17 protein-coding genes are annotated in these 17890 nt (G+C 60.3%); 11 read left to right on the top strand and 6 right to left on the bottom strand.

Translation table 11 applies throughout. From position 1 onward, the window contains the following. The first annotated feature begins 72 nt into the window (after positions 1-72). Complete coding sequence (locus ACA057_RS20710) at positions 73-603, top strand: cysteine hydrolase family protein (protein ID WP_497341896.1); 531 nt, start codon at positions 73-75, stop codon at positions 601-603. Here ACA057_RS20710 and ACA057_RS20705 read toward each other — a convergent pair. Further along, positions 600-1499: a LysR family transcriptional regulator gene (locus ACA057_RS20705; RefSeq protein ID WP_497341894.1), complete on the bottom strand. Its 900-nt coding sequence runs from the start codon at positions 1497-1499 to the stop codon at positions 600-602. The genes ACA057_RS20710 and ACA057_RS20705 overlap by 4 nt on opposite strands. A gap of 147 nt (positions 1500-1646) precedes the next feature. On the opposite strand from ACA057_RS20705, the gene ACA057_RS20700 reads away from it, so the two are divergent. The 7 genes from ACA057_RS20700 to ACA057_RS20670 all read left to right on the top strand — a co-directional run bounded on the left by ACA057_RS20700 (position 1647) and on the right by ACA057_RS20670 (position 11285). Further along, entirely contained in the window at positions 1647-3146 is a 1500-nt protein-coding gene (locus ACA057_RS20700; RefSeq protein ID WP_497341892.1) for a purine-cytosine permease family protein, read from the top strand. Next, complete coding sequence (locus tag ACA057_RS20695; RefSeq protein WP_497341890.1) at positions 3143-4021, top strand: nitrilase family protein; 879 nt, start codon at positions 3143-3145, stop codon at positions 4019-4021. The genes ACA057_RS20700 and ACA057_RS20695 overlap by 4 nt, the downstream gene beginning before the upstream one ends. 149 nt (positions 4022-4170) lie before the next feature. Beyond that, positions 4171-5163 (top strand): helix-turn-helix transcriptional regulator, encoded by a 993-nt coding sequence (locus tag ACA057_RS20690; protein ID WP_497341888.1) that lies wholly within the window; start codon positions 4171-4173, stop codon positions 5161-5163. Between the two features lie 196 nt (positions 5164-5359). Then, positions 5360-7210 carry an amidohydrolase gene (locus tag ACA057_RS20685; RefSeq protein WP_497341886.1) on the top strand — a complete coding sequence of 617 codons (1851 nt, stop codon included), beginning with the start codon at positions 5360-5362 and terminating at the stop codon, positions 7208-7210. An 18-nt stretch (positions 7211-7228) separates the two neighbouring features. Further along, positions 7229-8971: an amidohydrolase gene (locus ACA057_RS20680; RefSeq protein ID WP_497341884.1), complete on the top strand. Its 1743-nt coding sequence runs from the start codon at positions 7229-7231 to the stop codon at positions 8969-8971. A gap of 111 nt (positions 8972-9082) precedes the next feature. Then, complete coding sequence (locus tag ACA057_RS20675) at positions 9083-9823, top strand: TorF family putative porin (protein ID WP_497341882.1); 741 nt, start codon at positions 9083-9085, stop codon at positions 9821-9823. Between the two features lie 49 nt (positions 9824-9872). Then, complete coding sequence (locus tag ACA057_RS20670) at positions 9873-11285, top strand: purine-cytosine permease family protein (protein ID WP_497341880.1); 1413 nt, start codon at positions 9873-9875, stop codon at positions 11283-11285. A gap of 14 nt (positions 11286-11299) precedes the next feature. Here ACA057_RS20670 and ACA057_RS20665 read toward each other — a convergent pair whose 3' ends face one another. Next, on the bottom strand, positions 11300-12715 hold the full coding sequence (locus ACA057_RS20665; RefSeq protein ID WP_497341878.1) for a M15 family metallopeptidase: 1416 nt from the start codon (positions 12713-12715) through the stop codon (positions 11300-11302). Between the two features lie 177 nt (positions 12716-12892). Between ACA057_RS20665 and ACA057_RS20660 the strand changes: the two genes are divergently transcribed. Continuing rightward, the gene (locus ACA057_RS20660) at positions 12893-13351 is read left to right on the top strand and encodes a GNAT family N-acetyltransferase (RefSeq protein ID WP_497341876.1); all 459 of its coding nucleotides are present in this window, start codon (positions 12893-12895) and stop codon (positions 13349-13351) included. Positions 13352-13359: 8 nt separating this feature from the next. Here ACA057_RS20660 and ACA057_RS20655 read toward each other — a convergent pair whose 3' ends face one another. The 4 genes from ACA057_RS20655 to ACA057_RS20640 all read right to left on the bottom strand — a co-directional run bounded on the left by ACA057_RS20655 (position 13360) and on the right by ACA057_RS20640 (position 16377). Beyond that, positions 13360-13686, bottom strand: coding sequence for an NIPSNAP family protein (locus tag ACA057_RS20655; RefSeq protein WP_497341874.1), 327 nt, complete (start codon positions 13684-13686; stop codon positions 13360-13362). A 3-nt stretch (positions 13687-13689) separates the two neighbouring features. Further along, positions 13690-13893 carry a hypothetical protein gene (locus tag ACA057_RS20650; protein ID WP_497341872.1) on the bottom strand — a complete coding sequence of 68 codons (204 nt, stop codon included), beginning with the start codon at positions 13891-13893 and terminating at the stop codon, positions 13690-13692. A gap of 282 nt (positions 13894-14175) precedes the next feature. After that, the gene (locus ACA057_RS20645) at positions 14176-15741 is read right to left on the bottom strand and encodes an aldehyde dehydrogenase (NADP(+)) (RefSeq protein WP_497341870.1); all 1566 of its coding nucleotides are present in this window, start codon (positions 15739-15741) and stop codon (positions 14176-14178) included. A 6-nt stretch (positions 15742-15747) separates the two neighbouring features. After that, positions 15748-16377 (bottom strand): cysteine hydrolase family protein, encoded by a 630-nt coding sequence (locus tag ACA057_RS20640; RefSeq protein WP_497341868.1) that lies wholly within the window; start codon positions 16375-16377, stop codon positions 15748-15750. Between the two features lie 99 nt (positions 16378-16476). On the opposite strand from ACA057_RS20640, the gene ACA057_RS20635 reads away from it, so the two are divergent. Both ACA057_RS20635 and ACA057_RS20630 read left to right on the top strand, forming a co-directional pair. Further along, entirely contained in the window at positions 16477-17004 is a 528-nt protein-coding gene (locus ACA057_RS20635) for a winged helix-turn-helix transcriptional regulator (RefSeq protein ID WP_497341866.1), read from the top strand. Positions 17005-17159: 155 nt separating this feature from the next. Further along, complete coding sequence (locus ACA057_RS20630) at positions 17160-17597, top strand: cupin domain-containing protein (protein ID WP_497341864.1); 438 nt, start codon at positions 17160-17162, stop codon at positions 17595-17597. Positions 17598-17890 lie beyond the last annotated feature (293 nt).

Genomic DNA, 17890 nt, shown 5'->3' with positions numbered 1-17890 from the left:
GCTGCTACACGTTGAAGGGGGAGCGGATTCGAGTCCGTTTCCGATCTATCGACCGATCAAGGAAGGAACTCCATGACCACCGCACTGTTAGTCATCGACGTCCAACGCGCTTTGTGCAGCGGCGAATATGAGTGCTTCGATATCCAACGCGTCATTGAAAACATCAATGGCCTGACCGCGAAGGCCCGTGATGCCGGCATTCCCGTCATTTTCATACAGCACGAAGAGGGCGACCTGCTGAAACACGGTTCCGAAGGCTGGCAACTGGCCGAAGGGCTGGAAACATCACCGCATGACTCACGTGTACGCAAAACCACCCCGGATTCGTTCTACCGGACCAACCTGCAAAAGCTGTTGCCGAAGGAGGATTTCGAACGCCTGATCATCTGTGGCCTGCAAACCGACTATTGCATCAATGCCACCGTGCGTGAGGCGCTGAAACAGGGGTATGACGTAGTCCTTGCTGCCGACGCCCATTCCACCATCGACAACGGTAATCTCACCGCCGAAGACATCATTGCAGAGCACAATAAGGACCTGGCGCACCTGACCGGTTCGGTCGCACGGATCGACGTCATCCCGAGCAGCAAAGTCAGCGTTTAAGAAGCGAAAATCTCGATCAGCTCAGTCAGGAACGCACTGACCAGATCCCGTTGCCGCGCCGAGTGCCGAACCGCCGCGTGAAAGCCGACCTCATAGCGCAGCAGCTCGGGATTCAATGGGTGCAGCTGCCCAAGCTGTTCATGCTTGTCCGCGTAGTGCTGCGGCAGAAAGCCCAGGTGCTGGCCGGACAGGATGAGCAGGGCGGCGCCGTCCATGCTGTCGGTGAGCACGGTCAAACGCTCGATCGAGGCGGGTGCCGGCATTTCCGGCAACGGGTGGCTGGGCCATACCCAGTCGTATTCGCTGACATCCTCCCGGGTCAGCGCGCCGACGTGCTCGAACAGCGGGTGCGAGGGCGCGCAATAGGCGATCTGGGTTTCCGGGAACAACGGGAAGTAATCGATGTTGGGCAAGCGGTGCCAGAAATAACCGATCGCCAGATCGATATGGCTGTTGATGATTTTCTCTTCCAGCAGCGATGACGACAGCTCGGTGAAGTGAAAATACAGCCCCTCATGCCGGGAGCGTAAGCGCGCAATGGCCAGGGCGATTTTCTTGTTGGCCACGGGGTCGATTTGACCGAGCAGGCCGATGTTGATGTTGCCCGAGACCTTGCGATTGATGTGCTGGACTTCAACCCGGAAGCCTTCGGCAGCCGCCAGCAACCGGCGCGCGGCCTCGACAAACTGGCCACCCTTGGGGGTCACCGAAAATCCGCCGCGCCCGCGTTCGCACAGTCGAAACCCCACTCGCGCTTCCAGCGTTGCCAACTGCGCGCTGATGGTCGGTTGCGTGGTGTTGAGGGCGGTTTGCGCCGCCGAGATCCCGCCCGCCTCAACAACGGTCAAAAATACCCGGATCAAGCGCAGATCCAGCTCCGATACAGTCCCCAGCATGCCTTTCCCCATTTCTCATTCACATAGACGCTAATCTATGTAAACAGTGTGCCTGCGATATTTTATAGGCCTGAACAACGCCATACATTGCAGTGAAACCGGCGATCTGCCCATAAAAACAACAATTCACTGCATAGGAACAATCATATGTCAGGGTCCCCACAGTCTGCCCACGCCATCGAGGCGAATAGCGGGTTGGCCATCGAAGGCCACTCGATCGATTACATTCCGCAAAACGAACGTCACGCCAAGCTCAGCAGCCAGGGACCTTTCTGGTTTTTGGGCAACTTCCACTTCTTCACCATCTCCATCGGTTTTGTCGGCCCGAGCCTCGGCTTGTCAGCGCTGTGGACCATGCTGGCCGGTGCGCTGGGCATTATGTTCGGCACCATTTTCATGGCGTTTCACGGTTCGCAAGGGCCTGAAATGGGCCTGCCGCAAATGATCCAGTCCCGTGCGCAATTTGGTTATCGCGGGGTGATCCTGGCGCTGATGGCGACGATGTTTGTGTTCGTCGGCTTCAACGTGGTGAACATCTCGCTGATCATGAACGGCCTGGAGCATGTGTTCGGCATCGACCCGACCATTGTCGCCGTGGCCGTGGTGTTGATCGGCGCGCTGCTGTCGATCTACGGCCATGACCTGATGCACAAAGCCTTCAAATGGGCGTTGCTGGCCACGTTGCCGCTGTACGCGCTGGTCACCATCGCCTTGATGTTCGGCGCGGGGCAGGAGGGCGTCACCCCGGCGACCGACCTGGGTTTCAACTGGGTGGCCTTTGCCACGCTGTTTGCCATCGGCGCGAGCTACAACATTTCCTATGCGCCGTATGTCTCCGACTATTCCCGTTACCTGCCGAAAAATACCAGCCGGCCAAAACTGATCGCCGCGGTGTTCATCGGCGCCTCGTTGTCCGGTAGCTGGATGATCGGACTCGGTGCCTGGTTGGCCCAGCAGTTGAAAGCGGCGGATGCGCTGGTCGCGCTGAACCAGGTCGGCTCATCGATGATTCCAGGCTTGGGCAACGTGTTGGTGATCGTCTCGGTCGCGGGCTTCCTGCCGATCATTGCGCTCAACACTTACAGTGCGATGCTGACGTTGTTGACCGGCGTCGACTCGATCAAAAAAATCTCCCCGACACCCCGCGCCCGAGTGCTGTCGATTTCGGTGATCAGCGTCATTCTGTTGACCTGTGTGCTGTCGATCAAAGGTGACGGCATTGCGCTGTTGAACACCTTCCTGGTGTTGCTCCTGTACTTCCTCGTGCCTTGGACCGCGGTCAATCTGGTGGACTACTTTTTCGTGCGCAAGGGCCGCTACGCGATCCCGCATTTCTTCACGCCCAAGGGCATCTACGGCGCCTGGCAATTTCGCGGCATCGTCGCCTACCTGATCGGCTTCGCCGCGATGGTGCCGTTTTTCTACATCTACGATGCCGCCGCGGGCAAAGAAGTGTTCGTAGGGCCGCTGGCGCGCATGCTCGAAGGCGTGGACATCGCCTGGCTGGTGGGCCTGGTGGTGTCGGGCCTGACGTATTACCTCCTCAGTCGGTCGATCGACCTGGCGTACGAAGGCCGGATCATCGACGCGATTACCGAGAGCGACATTGTCGCCATGGCCCATCAATCCGTGGAGGAGGGGCGTTGAACAGCGCAAAAAATACCGTGGTTGCCTGCTGCCAACTGGCACCGAAAATAGGCGACCTCGCTTACAACCGCACACTCACCGAACGGGCGATTCGCTCGGCGGCGTATCAGGGCGCGCAGGTGGTGGTGCTGCCCGAATTGGTGCAGAGCGGCTACCTGTTTACCGATCGAGACGAGGCGTTGTCCTTGTCCGAAACGGTCGACGGGCCAATCGTGCGGCTGTGGATGACGTTGGCGAAGGAACTGAACATCGTCGTGGTCGGCGGTTTCTGCGAGCGGCTGACCGGTGATCAACTGGCCAACAGCGCAGCGATGATCGATGCCCGAGGGCTGCGCGCCGTGTACCGCAAGGCGCACCTGTGGGATGGCGAGAATGAAATTTTCAGCGCCGGCAATGACGCGCCACCAGTGATAGACACGGTGCATGGACGCATCGGCATGCTGATTTGCTACGACCTGGAATTCCCCGAATGGGTGCGCCTGCCGGCACTGGCCGGCGCCGATCTGCTCTGCGCGCCGGTCAATTGGCCCGATGGACCCCGGCCGCTGACCGAGCGTCCGGCGGAAGTGGTACGAGTCCAGGCCAATGCGTCAGTGAACCGGATGTTCATTGCCGCGTGTGACCGACATGGTCATGAGCGCGGCGTCGGTTGGGTACAGGGTTCGGTCATTGTCGATGCCGATGGCTATCCGTTGGCCGGGCCGGCAGAGCAGGGCGGCGAGCAGATTTTGCTGGCGACGTTGAATCTGGCTGAGGCGCAGAACAAACGCATCAGTGCGCGCAACGACTTGCATCGGGATCGCCGGCCGCCGTTGTATGGGTTGAGTCGTCAAGAACCCAATGTGGGAGCGAGCCTGCTCGAGAAGGCGAACTGACAGTCGACATCATCGTTGAATGTGAAACCGCTATCGCGAGCAGGCTCGCTCCCACACTAAGGTGTGGTTATCGAACTGGACGCCGTCGCTGCGCCTATGGCATGGTCAAAAAAATAATACGTCATGTAGTCGCGAACAGGATCAGCACAATGGAGGAGGGTGATGAGGTTGGCGCCGAGGCGTCGATGGCCACGCTAAAGGCGTTCAATCAGTGCGTGTTGCACTTGGGACGTCTGGCTCGGGATCGTGGCGCGTCTCAGTTCATCGCCGACGGCTTGCAGGCCTTTAGCCCATTGGTGCCTTTCACATCGGCGTGGTGGGGCGAAATGTCCCCGTCGCCCGTTCAAAGCTGGATGCACGGGCGGATCAACCTGCCCGAGTCGTTTGCCGTCGAGTGGCACAAGGTTGCCGTCAGCGACCGATTTTCCCAGGAGACCTTGAGTCAGCCCGGGGAAGTCGTGCGCGACAGTGGCTTTACCGACCCTTGCGAGGACGTGAACGACTTTGCGCGGCGTCACGACCTCTACCACCTGATGTGCATCACCTTCGAATTGCCCGAAAGCGGGTTGGTGTTTTTTGTGTGTTTGTACCGTGGCCAACAGGCATCGGCTTTCAACGAGCGTGAAGCCGGTTTGTTTTCGGCCTTCTGCGATCACCTGTTGCAGCTGTGGCGATTCCAGGTGCAGGACATGATCCGTGTCGACACGGGCAATGCCGCGAGCGACTTCGGGGTCGCGCGTCTGGACGGCAGTCTGCTTTATGTGGGGGCAAGTCTGTGCGCTGCCATTCAGCGAGAGTTGCCTGGGTGGAGCGGCTCGATGCTTCCGCCCGAGGTGATCGAGCAACTGCAAAAAGCGCCCTGCGTCATACGCCTGGGTCGCTGTGCATTGACCCTGAGTCCTAACGCCGAGCATGTGATCCTGTCGCTTGAAACACAGTCCCGCGGGGCCGTGCTCGCACCTCGCGAGCGGACCGCAGCGATGCTGTTCGCTGCCGGCCACTCCTACAAGGAAATCGCCAAAATTCTGGTGCTGAGTCCTGCAACCGTGCGCACCTACCTGCGCAACTGCTACTTGCAGCTCGGCGTCAAAAGCAAGGTGGAACTGGGCTCGGCCCTGCGTTCGCCGAACACCACACCCTAAGAGAACGCGACCCGTATAGCCGCTGTCGAAGCCTGCGCCGGCTTCGACAGCTGTATCCAGTCGGTATTTGCCTCACCCCTCCTCATTTGTGGAGGTCCGTATTTGCGCTGCGCTCTATATCGTGTGCCCTGCATTCAGGGCTTGCACGGCAGTCTGTTCGGGCCACTTCAAAACTATAAAAACAGAGGTGAGGCAGGTGAAACTTTCCAGGCTATTTATCGCCGTTTCCACCGCAACGGCATTGTCCTGCGTGGCGCTGGTGGGGTGTCAGACACACGCGTCGACCGCCGCCGACATGGTGATGCGCAACGGCTACGTCTACACCGTCGACGGCAAGAATTCCGTGCAGCAGGCGATCGCCATCACCGACGGCAAGATCGTCTATGTGGGCAGCGATGCAGGCGTTGCCTCGTACATCGGCACGCAGACACAGCTGATCGACCTGGCCGGGCGCATGCTGATGCCGGGCTTCATCGATGCGCACATGCACCCGGGCGACGGTGGGCGCGCCATGACGTTGTGCGACCTGAAATACCAGACGATGACCCGCAAGGTGTTCCAACAAACCATTCAGGCCTGTCTCGATGCGGACAAGGACAAGGGCGACGACGTCTGGCTCGAAGTCGGCAGTTGGGACCGCATGGGCATGACCGGCCTCGATGGCGATCCCGACAAATCCACCCTCGACGCCTTGAAAACCAAGCGGCCGATTCAGGTGCGCTCCACCGACTTCCACACTGTACTGACCAACTCTCGCGGCCTGGCGGTGGCAGGCATCAACCAGCACACGCCCAACCCCAGTGATGGCAAGTACGCCCGCGACAGCGCCGGCAACCCGACCGGCATCTGCGAAGACGGCGCGGCAGAAACCATGGCCGCCGTGGTGCCGCCCGCGACCGACGCCGAAAAACTCAACCAGACCCGCGCGGCGCTCGACGCCATGCGCCAGCAAGGCATCACCAGTTTCTTCGATGCCTTGTCGGGGCCGGAGAGTGGCAAAGCGTTCACCAGCCTGCAGCAGTCGGGCGAGTTGACCGCGCGGGCGTTGCTGGCGATCAAACTCGATCCGGCCGCCGCGGCTGCCGACCCGGACAAAACCATCGCCGAAGCGAAGGCACTGGCCACCACCTACGACCAGGGCGAAGAAAAAGTCGCGCCGGGTGTGAGCATGCGTCACGTCAAATTGTTCATGGACGGCATCATCAATGCGCCGGCCGACACCGGCGCCATGTTGACACCGTACCTGCACAATGCCGGCACCGATAAGGCGCCACACTGGGCGCCAGGCAAGAACAAAGGTGAGCTGTACTTCCCGCCGCAAGTGCTCAATCCGCTGCTGCTCAAAGCCGTGCAGGCCGGCCTCGACCCGCACCTGCATGCCACCGGCGACCGCGCGGTGCGTGATTCGCTGAACGGCATTGAATACGTGCGCCAGCAACTGCCCGGCAATGGCTTTCGCCCAGCCATTACGCACAACGAGTCTGTCGACCCCGCCGACTACCCGCGCTTTAAGGCCCTCGACGTCACCGCCAACATGTCTTTCCAGTGGGCGCAGCAGGCACCGTCCACGGTCGACGGCACCAGCGATCATCTCGGGCCTGCGCGGTTTGCCCGCATGGAACCGTCGGGCAGCATCGCCCGCGCCGGCGGCCGGGTGGCGTATGGCAGCGACTGGCCGGTCGATCCGCTGGATGAATTCCTCGCCCTCAAGGTCGGCGTCACCCGCTCGGGCGATCCGCTGAACCCGCACAGCTATGGCCCCAAGTACGCCGGCAGGCTGAACGCCGACCCGGCGCTGTCACGTACCGAGGTACTGCGCACCATCACCCTGAACGCCGCCGAGCAACTGAAACTCGACGCGGTGGTCGGCTCGGTCGAGGTCGGCAAGTTCGCCGACCTGATCGTCCTCGACAAGAACTTCATGCAGGTTCCCGAGCAAGAGCTGGCGCGAAATGAAGTGCTGCTGACGGTGGTGGGCGGCAAGGTCGTGTGGGCCAAGGCACCGTTCATTGGCCTTCAAGCATCCGCTTCCCGCCCAGCCCAATAAAAACAAGAGAGCCTTCTGATGCAGCGATTTATCCCCAACCTGTTGGCCGCCGCCCTGGCGTTATCTTCCATGCACGCCATGGCCGCCGCTGACCTGGTGTTGTTCAACGGCAAAGTCTTCACCGCCGAGCCCGGCCAAGGCCTGGTGCAAGCGGTGGCGGTGCAAGACGGCAAGATTCTCAAAGTGGGCAGCAACGCCGACATCAATGCGCTGGCCGACGCCCAGACGCAACGGATCGATCTGGCCGGAAAAGTATTGATGCCGGGCATGATCGATAGCCACAGCCACCCGGTGGTGGCGGCGTTCGACAGCATGAGGGCCAATCTGCTGGATGAGGTCAAGCCGCTGCCGGAGCTTGAGCAGTGGATCATCGAGCAGGATCAGGCGGGCGTTGCGCGGGCCGGTGACGTGATCAGCATTGCCGGGGCGAGTTCGGCCTATTGGGACAAAAGCCGTGAACTTGGCCAGCGCTTCAATCAGGGCCGCTGGGCCGAGCAACCGGTGGTGCTCAGCGGCATTGACGGGCACACCGGCTGGGCCAACAACGCCATGCTCAAGCGTTTGAAGATCGACGCGGCACTGGTCAAAGGTCTGTCGGAACAGGATCGCAGCTACGTGGGGCACGACAAGGATTTCACCCCCAACGGCTATTTCGCCGAGTCGCGCTGGGACCAGGTGCGCAGCCAGATCCCCGCGCCCAGCGAAGAGGTGATGCTGAAAGCCGCCCGTGAAGCCGTGAAGGTCAACAATCAATACGGTGTCACTGCGTGGATGGACGCGGCGGCGAATGCCGGCAGCGGCGATTCGCTGTTCGATTTCAAAGCCACCGAGCAGAGCTATGGCGTGCTGCCGCTGTACCGCGAACTGGCCGAGAAGGGTGAACTCAGCGCCCACGTCGCTGCGCTGTTGCTGGCCAACCCGAAAAGCCGACCGGCCGATCTTGAAGTGCTGGCCAAGGTCATGAAGACATTCGAAGGCGTTCCCAACCTGAGCTTTCCCGGAATCAAGGTATTCGCTGACGGCGTTCTGGAGTTTCCAGGGCAGACCGCCGCAGTCATCGTGCCTTTCAAGAACAGCCATAAAAACGGTCAACTGCTGATCGACCCGGCGCACTTCGGTGAACTGGTGGTGGCGGCGGAGAAGCGCGACTGGATCGTACACATGCACGCGGTCGGCGACCGCGCGGTGCGTGAGTCGCTCAATGGTTTTGCCTACGCGCGCAAGCTCAACCCGACACCCGTGACTCACAGCATCAGCCACCTGCAACTGGTCAACCCGAAGGAGTTTCCACGCTTCAAGCAGTTGGGCGTGATCGCCTCCATGCAGCTGCTGTGGGCCACTGGCGAGACGTACACCGTCGAACTGGTCAAACCCTATATCAGCGCGTTTGCCTACGGTTACCAGTACCCCGCGAGGTCGCTGCATAACGCCGGCGCGGCCATCGCCGGTGGCAGCGACTGGCCGGTGTCCAGTCCCAATCCGTGGAACGCCATTGCTCAGGCCAGCACCCGCAAAGGGCCGCTGGGCGTGTTGAATGCCAAGGAAAGCATCGACCGCCAGAGCATGTTCTACGCCTACACCTTGAACGCCGCCAAAGCCCTGCGCCTGGAGCAGCAGATCGGCTCGCTGGCACCGGGCAAACAGGCCGACCTGATCATCCTCGACCGCGATGTGTTCAAGGTCAGCGACGACGAACTGTTCGACACCAAAGTCCTGAAAACCTATTTCGCCGGCAAAGAGGTCTACGCGCCCGCGTCCTGACGATTACCCCCGCAGCACCCGAAAAAATGCCCGGCTCCTCGTACCGCGAGGGGCTCGGCATCGCCATGCCCGACTTTCCCCCTCGCACCTCCATAACAATAAGAGATTGGTATGAACACACGCGCAATTTTCACCCTGGCCACGCTGGTATTGGCCCCTTTGACCACCCAAGCATTACCCCTCAACGACGACTTCAGCCTGGACATGAGCCTGGCCGCGGTCAGCGACTATCGCACTCGCGGCATCTCGCAAACCCTCGGTGATCCGGCGGTTCAGGCCAGCGCCACCCTGGTGCACAGCAGCGGCCTGTACATCGGCGCCTGGACCTCGAATGTCGATTTCGGCGGCGAATTCAAGACCCGCCAGGAGCTTGAGTACTACGCGGGCTACTACTGGCAGGCGACCGACGCGATCAGCCTCGACCTGGGCTACATCAAGTACAGCTATCCCAAAGAAAGCCAGTTCAACCTGAGTGAGGTCTACGCCATCCTTGACGTGTATGGCGTCAAGCTCGGCGCGTATTACTCGAACGATACGCCGAACGTTTTCGGCGAAGACCAGGACACCCTCTACACCTACCTCAGCTACAAGATCGCCTTGCCGGCCGAACTCGGCCTCGACCTGCGCGTGGGGCGCGGCGATGTGAAGGATCCGGCGTACTGGTCCACCAACGGCGATAACCGCGAGTCTTACTATGAGTGGGAGGCCAGGCTGAGCCGTGATTTCGTGGGCGTGACCTGGGGCCTCAGCTACATCGATACCGACCTGTCGAAAAACGAATGCGCCGGCTGGTACGGCTACGGTGATCTGTGCACGGCAACCGTGGTTGCCAGCGCCACCAAGACCTTCTAAGCGTTCAAACCCACACAAAAAAATCAGCTCCTCACAGGAAAACAACGCAATGACCCAGGTCAGCGATAGTCCGCAACGCAGTTCCCTGATCGAGACTCGTTCGATCGATTACATTCCCGAGGCCGAGCGTCATGGCAGCCTCTACAGCCAGTTCACCCTGTGGCTTGGCGCCAACCTGCAGATCACCGCGATTGTCACCGGGGCGCTGGCCGTGGTGCTGGGCGGTGATGTGTTCTGGTCGCTGATTGGCTTGCTGATCGGCCAGGTGCTCGGCGGCGCGGTGGTTGCCCTGCACGCGGCGCAAGGGCCGAAGCTAGGCTTGCCGCAGATGATCTCCAGCCGTGTGCAATTCGGGGTGTACGGCGCGGCGATCCCGATTGTGCTGGTGTGCCTGATGTACCTCGGTTTCAGTGCCACCGGCGCAGTCCTGTCGGGGCAGGCGATTGCGCAGCTGATCCACGTCAGCGACAGCACGGGTATCCTGATTTTCGCGGCCTGCATCGCGTTTCTGACGATCTTCGGTTATCGGGTGATTCACCTGGTGGGCAAGGTGGCCAGCGTGTTGGGGATCATTGCCTTTGCCTATCTGTTTACCCGGCTGATGACCCTCAACGACATCGGCCTGTTGCTGGAAAATCGCCACTTCGGCTGGAGCACGTTCCTGCTGGCGGTGTCGTTGTCCGCGTCCTGGCAGATCGCCTTTGGTCCTTACGTCGCCGACTACTCACGCTACTTGCCGAGCAAGACCTCGTCGTGGAAAACCTTCACTGCCGTTGGCCTCGGCACGGTGCTGGGCGCCCAGGCGTCGATGGTGCTCGGGGTGTTCGCCGCTGCACTGGCGGGGGCGAATTTTCGCGGTCACGAGGTGGCGACGATTGTCGGCTTGGGCAGTACCGGCGTGATGGCCTCGTTGCTGTACTTGAGTGTGGTGTTCGGCAAGGTCACGGTGTCAACGCTTAACGCCTATGGCAGCTTCATGTGCATGGCCACGATTATCAGCGGCTTCCGCAGTCGCCTGGAGATTACCGCCAGGCAGCGCATGCTGTTTGTGCTGCTGATTGTCGCGGCATCGACCACGCTGGCGCTGTTGGGGCAGTACTCGTTTTTGAACAGCTTCAAGTACTTCATCCTGTTCCTGCTGACGTTCTTCACACCGTGGAGCGCAATCAATCTGGTGGATTACTACTTCATCAACAAGGAGCGCTACGACATCCCGGCGCTGTCCGATCCGGCCGGTCGTTACGGTCGCTGGAACGTCCTGGGGATCAGCGTGTATGTCATCGGCGTGTTGATCCAGTTGCCTTTTGTCGACACGCATTTCTACTCCGGGCCGATGGTCGCGCAGCTGGGCGGTGTGGATATTTCGTGGATCGTCGGGTTGGTGGTACCGGGCATTCTCTATTACTGCCTGGCGAGGAATTCCGCGCTTGCGGTGTCGGTTGAGCGGGGTTCAAAGGCCTGAAGTGGCTCACGTTATCAACGTTCGGGGAGGTGCCAGCTTTCGCGCAGTTGTTCGTATTGCTCCTCGGGCATTTGAATCAGCAAGGGGGATTGGCGCGGGTCGAGCCAACTGAACAAGTGGGTGATATCCGCTTGATCCATGGCGGTGCAGCCGAGCGTCGGGGACGTGGGGCTGCGCCAGATGTGCAAGAAAATGCACGAGCCTGAAGCGGGAGAGGCCGGGGTGTTGTGTTCGATGACAATGCCTTTTCGATACAGCTCATCCATGCTGCGCATGTGTTCGGAGCTGTTCCAGTCCTTCGCTGTTATCGCCCCGTCGACCAGCTCGTTGTAGCGTTTCGACTGGCTGTCATCCACGCATTCGAGGGTGGGTGTCAGTGCAAGGTAGGGCAGTTTGGTGTCGGCCGAATTGTCGTAACCGAACGCCGTTCCCAGTTTGAAGATCCCGGCCGGCGCCTTGCCATCGCCTTCACGTTTGACCGGGCCTTCGCGTTGATCAACTTGGGTCAGACCCTTGCCCCAGGCCAGGCCGCTTTTGCCCAGGACTACCGGAAACGACGCTTGGTATTTTTCAAAGCTGTTCCCTTGGCGCACATAGCGCTGTGCGGTTCCTTGGGTGTCCGTCCAGTTTTTGCTGGTGACCACGATCAATTGGTTACTGCTGTCGAGAACGCCGTTGAATGCCAGCGGTGTGATGGGGAAATCCATGACGTTGTTCAACGTCTCGTCCCGGGTGTAGGTGAAGTGCCACCACTCCTTTGAGTACCCGACAAACCCTTCTTTTTCCAGGGCACTGGTGAGTATCTGGCGATTTTTCCGGGCAGCCGCGTTGATCGTCGGGTTGTCGGTATGCGCCGGCTCGTCGAAGCAATCGAAGCCTGTGCCCATGTCGAGTGCGCCGTCGTGCCAGCGCTGGCCGTAAGGCGCAGTGCAATCGACTGATTTGGCGGACGGCGTCCAGGTGTCGGCGGGCAGGGCGTGCGGACCGGTCAATGTCAGGTCGACGGTGCCACCCTTGGAGTGATTGGAAACCCGCGCCACATACCCCAGGCGCCAGAAGTCTTTCTTGTCCAGGCGCGGATAAAACTCGGCCTTCAGCGGGTCACCCGGCTCGGTCGCGAAACGTCCCATGTCCGCAACGGCGCGACTGGGTCGATAGCAGTCGAACACCTTCAAACCGTAGCCTTCGCGACGCAGTGCGGTTTGTACCCGAGCGAGGGCCTTGGCGGCCTCCTGCGACAACAGACATTCCGGCGCCGCGTAACCGTCGAGTGGGTGCCCGGTGAAGTTGTGGGCACCGGCATAGCGGATGTCTTGCTCGATGCTCGGATCAACCGTACGCAAATACACCATGTGCGCGGGCCGTGGCTCGGCACTGGCGAGGCACGGCACGATCAGGCTCAGATAGAGGAGTTTGCACAGCAGGCGCATGCGAGGCTTCCTGAAAAGACGAATGCCTCATCATGGCTTCAAACCTGATTCGCTGCCATGCAGTTGTTGGTCGGCATGGCAGGACGAGCGCTGTAGCAGCTGTCGAGTGAAACGAGGCTGCGATCTTTTGATCTTTTGCTAGGCTGTAGATCCTTGAGACCGCAATGGAGCACCCTCATGGCTATCCAGGCCCTGCGCGCCGACGCCTCCCACCTCGACAAAATCGCCAGCCTGTTCGACGCCTATCGCGGCTTCTACGGCCAGCCATCGAACCTGCCACAGTCCCGCGACTTTATCGCCGAGCGCATTGCCCGGGACGAATCGGTGATCTTCTATGCCGAGGACGCCAGCGGCGAAGCACTGGGTTTCGTGCAGTTGTTCCCGACCTTTTCCTCCATCGACGCGCACCGCACCTGGCTGCTCGGCGACCTGTTCACCACGCCGGCCGCCCGAGGCAAAGGGGTCGGGACGCTGCTGATGAACACCGCCCGCGACTTTGCGCTGTTGACCGGCGCGAAGGGCATGACGCTGGAAACGGCCACCGATAACGTTGTGGCGCAACGCTTGTACGAGTCCTTGGGGTACGTGCGCGATCCGGGTTACTACACCTACTGCCTGGATTTGAAACAAGGCTGAGCCAGTGCTCAAATCGTCTGATTTCCGGAGGCACCGAACACCGGCCGGAAGAAGCTGCGCTCATAGCTGAGGATGCAGCGAGTCTCTTCCGCGTATTTGAAGGCGGCAATGCACTCCGGGTCGTTCTCCGACTGTTGCCGATAGCTTTCGTAGGCCGCCAGGCTGGGGAAGGTAAACATCGCCAGCGCAATGTTGTTGGCACCCTCGGACGGCAGGAAGTAGCCGTGGTGCTGGCCGCCAAATTTTTCCACGAGTGGAATCCACAACTTGCCGTAATGTTCAAACGCTTCAAGTTTGAATGGGTCGAGTACGTATTTCAGGTAGCAAGTGACCATCGCTTATCGCTCCGACAGGGTTACAGGTTTTTCGGTGGTTGAATCGTCTGGCAAATCTCGCAGTACCCGCGCCGTCAGTTGAGGAACCTCTTCACCGCTGGCGTTGCGCTTGAGCCATTCGGTCGGCGGCGAGCCCACCACATTGAGGAAGGTTCGGCGGGTAAAGACGCTGTACGTCCTGGCAAAAGTCGAGCAGGGCGCGGCCATAGGATGAAGTGCTCGCCGATGGTAGACAACGTTCCTTCAGGGCGCGATGACGTAGCGCGATATTTCTTGTAAGCGACCGGAGTCCACGGTCATGAGCCACGATTCAAGTCGCACCGCCGCCCAGTATGCCGAAGCGGCAGAGCCATGGATGGCCGATGGCACCGAATGGAGGGGAAAAAGCCCTTGGTTACTTGGGGCTTTTCCACGTCAATCGCTGTAGGAACGAAACCGCCAGCCGCCGCTCCCGCAACAATAGATAGGCCCTCAATCTCAATCCACTTCTTATCGCCCCTCCACACTCCGAGGCAACCCCAACGCATTATCTTCACGCAACGCCTCAGGCAACAGCGCATCAGGAAACCCCTGATAAGCCACCGGCCGCAAAAAACGCTCAATCGACGTCATGCCAACCGAAGTAAAGCGGCTGTCCGACGTTGCCGGAAACGGCCCGCCGTGAACGGTGGCAAAAGTCACCTCCTGCGGATGGGCAAAGGCGTTGACGACAATGCGTCCGGTGCGCCGCTCCAGAATCGGCAGCAAGCGATGCGCCAATGGCATATCACCCGCTTCAAGATGCATCGCCGCAGAGAGTTGGCCGCGCAGCGAGCGCGCCACCGCGAGCATTTCATCCTCGTTCTCGACCTTCACCAGCAGCGCTGACGGACCGAAGACTTCTTCAGCCAGCGCGGCGTCCCGCAGAAAGTCTCGACCATCGACCTCAAGCAACGCCGATTGACCCTCAGAGTCCGCAGCCGCTGCCGAGCCTTCGGCAACACGACGTGCACCGGCATTCTCCATACCGGCGAGGCCGCGGATGTACGACGCATGAATCCCCGGCGTCAGCATCGTGCGCGCCGATGCCTCGGTCACACGCTTCACCATCGCGGCGCGCAACGCCTCAAAACCATCCCCTTCGATCGCAAACAGAATGGCGGGCTTGAGGCAGGCTTGCCCGACATTCACCAGCATGCGCTCGGCAAAACCATCGCCGATCTGTGCGCCACGCGCGGCCAGCGCCTGGGGCAGGATGAACGTGGGGTTGACGCTGGTCATCTCGGTAAACACCGGAATCGGGTCGGGGCGTAGTTGCGCACGCCGATACAGCGCCATGCCACCTTGCTCCGAGCCGGTGAACGTCACAGCCTTGACCAAGGGATGATCGACCAGCGCTTCGCCGATCGCGTTGCCGCTGCCGCGCACCATCGAAAAAACACCCTCGGGCAGTTCGTTCTCTTGCACAGCCTTGCGAATGGCCGCCGCTTGAATTTCCGAAGCACCGGGATGGGCGTTATGCGCCTTGAGTATGACGGTCGCGCCTGCCGCCAGCGCCGACGCGGTGTCACCACCCGCCACCGAATAGGAAATCGGAAAGTTGCTCGCGCCGAAAATAGCCACCGGACCGATAGCCATCTTCTGCAGTCGATGATCCATGCGCGGACGTGGCTGACGATCAGGCTGTGCCGGGTCGATGGCTAATTGCAGAAAACGCCCTTTGCGCACGACCTCGGCGAATTGGCGGAACTGGGTCGCGGCTCTTGTCACCTCGCCCTCAAGCTGCGCCTCGGGCAGACCCGTTTCCAGCGCAGCCCGTGCGGCCAGTTCCTTGCGGACCGCGTCGAGATTGTCCGCAATGCTCTCAAGGAACGTTGCACGCCGGGCGAGCGAGGTATGGCTGTAATCATCAAACGCCGCGTCGGCGAGTGTCGCAACCCGGTCGACATCGGCCACGCCACCCAAGGCGAAATCCGGTTCGATCAGTTGATGGGTGGCAGGATTGAGCGCCTTCATAGTCCCTTCGGTACCAGGGACATCGTCTGCGCCGATAAACAGGTTTCCAGTCAATTTCATCGTCCGTTACCCCTGCTGCGCCAGAGCCGCGACGAGTTCGTCCGTCGTGACAATCGCGTGGGCGAAGGTCGGACCGTTCAGCTCGTGCGCGGAATGCATCATTTCCGGTTTGAAGGCGGCGGTCGCATCACGCACCAGCGTGACGTGGTAGCCGAGTTCCACAGCGTAACGGGCTGTCGCTTCGATGCAGGTATTGGCCAGCAGGCCCACGATGATGACGTGGGTGATGCTCTTTTGCTTGAGGCGAAAATCCAGGTCGGTGTTGGCAAACCCGCTCGACCCCCAATGTTCCTGAACGACGATGTCGCCGTCCTTCGGCGCGAAATCGGGGTGCCAGTCGCCGCCCCATTCACCGCGTGCGAAGTGATGCATGTGCATGACCTTGCACTGGGTGGGGCTTGGATGATCCCAGCCTTCGTAGTCGCCTTTCTCCCAACGGCGGTGCGGTACGATAACCACCTGCAGGCCACTGGCACGGACGGCGCGGTCGAGGGTGCGCAAGTTGTCGAGCAAGCCGACCTGATTGGCGATGGGCTCGATCAAGGGATAAACCTTACCGCCTTCCGAGAGAAAATCGTTGTAGGGATCGACCAGCAGATAGGCGGTCCGATCGAGAGGGTAGCTGGCGTTTGGCATGGCACTTTCTCCGCAGGTTTTAGATGATCGGTGCCGTGGACTTGCCTTGGCATCGTGTTGATATGATAATCATAGTATGTGTGAAAGAGGCAACTCCTGATGTCGGAAAACAAAAAAGCTGCTGAAACCCTGTGCCCGATTTCACGGGCCGAGGCCGTGGTGGGCGATCGCTGGACCGTGGTGGTTCTGCGCGAGTTGTTCATGGGCAGTCATCGCTTTGATGAGATCCAGGCGCAGACCGGCGGTACCCCGCAAATGGTTGCTGCACGCTTGAAGAGTATGGAAGGCGATGGGCTCGTTGCACGTCGTCCCTACCGCGAGCGGCCGCTGCGTTACGAGTACCACCTGACCGCGAAAGGGCAGGCTTTCTATTCAGTGGTGCTCGCTTTACGCGCCTGGGGCGAAACCTGGTGCAAGTCGGAGGAGGAGGGTTTGGCGGTCGTTTACACCCACAAAAGCTGCGGCCACACCGCCGGGCTTGGGCCGCTTTGTGAGCATTGCGGCGAACTGTTGCGCCGTGACGAATTGATCAGTGAGCCCAGCGCAGCCTATGCCGCCGAGCGAGCTGCACGACGTGAAGCCTTCAAGGGTAATCGCGGGGCGGGGCCGGTCGATCAGGACCTCTAGCGCCAATCCAGGCAGGGCAGTTTGTATCTGTACGTATCTACCGCGCCGGCAGCTACCTTCACATACAAAACCCTGTGTTGCGGGACACGTGCGCGATACACCGCGACTTCCTAATGGGGACCACCGCATCCGCGGCACTCACTGGAGAAAATGCGATGTCCCGTATCAACATTCGTAAGACCGCTGGCGTGTTTGGCGTCGTACTGGCGACTGCCGCGGCACTCACCGCCTTCACCGGCCTCGCTCAGGCTCAAGAGAGCAAAGGCTGGCAGGCAGGGCTGCACCGCACCGATCTGTTGCGCAAGGATCTGGACGTCGCCGGGCGTGAGGTCATTCAGGTTCGCGTTGATTTCGCACCGGGTGTGACATCGCCCAAGCATTCCCATCCTGGGGTGGAAGTCGCTTTCGTGATCGAGGGTACGTTTGAGTATCAGCTCGATGGGCAGCCACCGGTCACGCTCAAAACCGGCGATTCGTTGTACATCCCCGCCGGCACCGCGCACATCGCGAAGAATATCGGTACGGGTAACGGCGCGGAATTGGCCACGTACATCGTGAAGAAAGACACGCCGCTGGTGGTGCTGGAGAAGTAAGCGAGGGCGATAGAGTTTTTCCATCCTGCCGGGTTTCCCCTTGGGTAGAAACGTTCTAAAAATGCCCCTTCCGCAGTGCGCGCCTTTTGCTATTCTTCAACCTGTAGGTGAAGACGCAGACTGATGCGCAAGAGGATAGCGAGGAAGCGTGGGGCGCGCTCCGAAGGGTACACGGTTAGAAAGATCTCCGCGCTGAGATCCAGCCCTTATGCCGTGTGAAGCAGGACAGCACAAAACTGTTCTGTCAGAAGCCTGATAAACCTTGTAAGCCGGAGACCAGCACCGGCCACCTA

It is taken from the genome of Pseudomonas sp. LBUM1661, from assembly GCF_059695925.1.
Note: the sequence above shows the minus strand (reverse complement) of the source record. Positions and strands in the feature narration are given on the sequence as shown.